We start from the raw sequence: 2071 nt of genomic DNA on the forward strand, positions 1-2071 counted from the left end.
TCTTTCAACTGAATAAGTGAAGTGATGATGGCAAAGAGGTCACACCCGTTCCCATACCGAACACGGAAGTTAAGCTCTTTAGCGCCGATGGTAGTTGGGGGTTTCCCCCTGTGAGAGTAGGACATCGCTTCGCTTATTTTTTGTGGAGGATTAGCTCAGCTGGGAGAGCATCTGCCTTACAAGCAGAGGGTCGGCGGTTCGAGCCCGTCATCCTCCACCATTATGGTCCCGTGGTGTAGCGGTTAACATGCCTGCCTGTCACGCAGGAGATCGCCGGTTCGATCCCGGTCGGGACCGCCATTATTATTGCCGGTGTAGCTCAGTTGGTAGAGCAACTGACTTGTAATCAGTAGGTCGTGGGTTCGACTCCTATCGCCGGCACCATTCCCTTGGAGGGGTAGCGAAGTGGCTAAACGCGGCGGACTGTAAATCCGCTCCTTAGGGTTCGGCGGTTCGAATCCGTCCCCCTCCACCATTTTAGGGGCATAGTTCAACGGTAGAATAGAGGTCTCCAAAACCTTTGGTGTGGGTTCGATTCCTACTGCCCCTGCCAGGTATTGAGGTACTCGTTCATATATAGCTATTATTTTATAGTGGCGATTGTGGCGAAGTGGTTAACGCATCGGATTGTGGTTCCGACATTCGTGGGTTCGATTCCCATCAGTCGCCCCATTTCAAAATTGGGGTATAGCCAAGCGGTAAGGCAACGGATTTTGATTCCGTCATGCCTAGGTTCGAATCCTAGTACCCCAGCCATTTTTTATTTTACGAGCCATTAGCTCAGTTGGTAGAGCATCTGACTTTTAATCAGAGGGTCGAAGGTTCGAGTCCTTCATGGCTCATCGTTTTTTAATTAATATGCGCCCGTAGCTCAATTGGATAGAGCGTCTGACTACGGATCAGAAGGTTATGGGTTCGACTCCTGTCGGGCGCGCCAATAAATTCACGTTTACGGAATGTAGCTCAGCTTGGTAGAGCACTTGGTTTGGGACCAAGGGGTCGTAGGTTCGAATCCTGTCATTCCGACCATCTTTCATGATAAAATGGGGCCTTAGCTCAGCTGGGAGAGCGCCTGCCTTGCACGCAGGAGGTCAGCGGTTCGATCCCGCTAGGCTCCACCATTTTAATATTTTTGGAGGTATACCCAAGTCTGGCTGAAGGGATCGGTCTTGAAAACCGACAGGCGGGTAACACCGCGCGGGGGTTCGAATCCCTCTACCTCCTCCATTTTCCGGGTCAGTAGCTCAGTTGGTAGAGCATTAGATTGAAGCTCTAAGTGTCGGCGGTTCGATTCCGTCCTGACCCACCATTATTGCGGGTGTAGTTTAATGGTAAAACCTCAGCCTTCCAAGCTGATGTCGTGAGTTCGATTCTCATCACCCGCTCCAAAATGGGCCTATAGCTCAGCTGGTTAGAGCGCACGCCTGATAAGCGTGAGGTCGATGGTTCGAGTCCATTTAGGCCCATCATTATTCCGAAGTAGCTCAGTTGGTAGTAGCACCTGACTGTTAATCAGGTTGTCGCAGGTTCGAGTCCTGCCTTCGGAGCCACGGCCCGTTGGTCAAGTGGTTAAGACACCGCCCTTTCACGGCGGTAACACGGGTTCGAATCCCGTACGGGTCATCAAGCATGTAGCACAGATGTGTGTTACATGCTTTTTCTATTTCCTTTAAGTACATTCTCCTTTTTCATGTTGTTGAAAAAAATCATGACAATAGCAGATAAAGAGCTTTTGGCAAGGCGAGGGGTTGATTTCCGTTCCGCCAGCGTCCTTTCCAGGGGGCGTCCGAGGAGCCGCTTCACTCACTAGCGTTCGCTCCAGTGTCTCCTCTGTGACGCTAAATCCCCTAGGAGTGACGCTGGCTCCACTCCAATCAACCATGTGCAAAAGTGTCTTTTCCTTATCTTACATACTAACCGTAGCGATCAAAATAGCCCATGATTTGTATAATTAGATAGGCTCTTATTTTCATTGTGTAGTGACAACACCCCTTCATAAAGGGTAGTGAAGACCTTCACTTTATTTGAAAATATTTGCTAAAAAAGTTAACATTTTATAGGTTGGAGTGGA

The 2071-nt window shown here is 49.4% G+C and carries 17 tRNA genes and 1 rRNA gene; all 18 read left to right on the forward strand.

The window, feature by feature from the left end:
- Positions 1-17: 17 nt before the first annotated feature.
- The 18 genes from rrf to ACEVFT_RS19110 all read left to right on the forward strand — a co-directional run bounded on the left by rrf (position 18) and on the right by ACEVFT_RS19110 (position 1623).
- Positions 18-133: ribosomal RNA gene (gene rrf / locus ACEVFT_RS19025) — 5S ribosomal RNA — on the forward strand.
- A gap of 11 nt (positions 134-144) precedes the next feature.
- Positions 145-220: transfer RNA gene (locus ACEVFT_RS19030), tRNA-Val, on the forward strand.
- A 4-nt stretch (positions 221-224) separates the two neighbouring features.
- Positions 225-300 (forward strand) — tRNA-Asp (locus ACEVFT_RS19035).
- 8 nt (positions 301-308) lie between these two features.
- Positions 309-384: transfer RNA gene (locus ACEVFT_RS19040), tRNA-Thr, on the forward strand.
- Positions 385-391: 7 nt separating this feature from the next.
- A tRNA-Tyr gene (locus ACEVFT_RS19045) sits at positions 392-475 on the forward strand.
- A gap of 4 nt (positions 476-479) precedes the next feature.
- Positions 480-553 (forward strand) — tRNA-Trp (locus tag ACEVFT_RS19050).
- A 43-nt stretch (positions 554-596) separates the two neighbouring features.
- A tRNA-His gene (locus ACEVFT_RS19055) sits at positions 597-672 on the forward strand.
- A 9-nt stretch (positions 673-681) separates the two neighbouring features.
- A tRNA-Gln gene (locus ACEVFT_RS19060) sits at positions 682-756 on the forward strand.
- A gap of 13 nt (positions 757-769) precedes the next feature.
- Positions 770-842 (forward strand) — tRNA-Lys (locus tag ACEVFT_RS19065).
- Positions 843-860: 18 nt separating this feature from the next.
- A tRNA-Arg gene (locus tag ACEVFT_RS19070) sits at positions 861-937 on the forward strand.
- A gap of 15 nt (positions 938-952) precedes the next feature.
- A tRNA-Pro gene (locus ACEVFT_RS19075) sits at positions 953-1029 on the forward strand.
- 16 nt (positions 1030-1045) lie between these two features.
- Positions 1046-1121: transfer RNA gene (locus tag ACEVFT_RS19080), tRNA-Ala, on the forward strand.
- 13 nt (positions 1122-1134) lie between these two features.
- Positions 1135-1227: transfer RNA gene (locus ACEVFT_RS19085), tRNA-Ser, on the forward strand.
- A 6-nt stretch (positions 1228-1233) separates the two neighbouring features.
- Positions 1234-1309: transfer RNA gene (locus ACEVFT_RS19090), tRNA-Phe, on the forward strand.
- Between the two features lie 5 nt (positions 1310-1314).
- Positions 1315-1388 (forward strand) — tRNA-Gly (locus ACEVFT_RS19095).
- Between the two features lie 4 nt (positions 1389-1392).
- A tRNA-Ile gene (locus tag ACEVFT_RS19100) sits at positions 1393-1466 on the forward strand.
- A gap of 7 nt (positions 1467-1473) precedes the next feature.
- Positions 1474-1550 (forward strand) — tRNA-Asn (locus ACEVFT_RS19105).
- Between the two features lies 1 nt (position 1551).
- Positions 1552-1623, forward strand: a tRNA-Glu gene (locus tag ACEVFT_RS19110).
- The last annotated feature ends 448 nt before the right edge of the window (positions 1624-2071 follow it).

The sequence above is a fragment of the Lysinibacillus sp. PWR01 genome, assembly GCF_043359455.1.
Taxonomy (GTDB): Bacteria; Bacillota; Bacilli; order Bacillales_A; family Planococcaceae; genus Lysinibacillus; species Lysinibacillus fusiformis_F.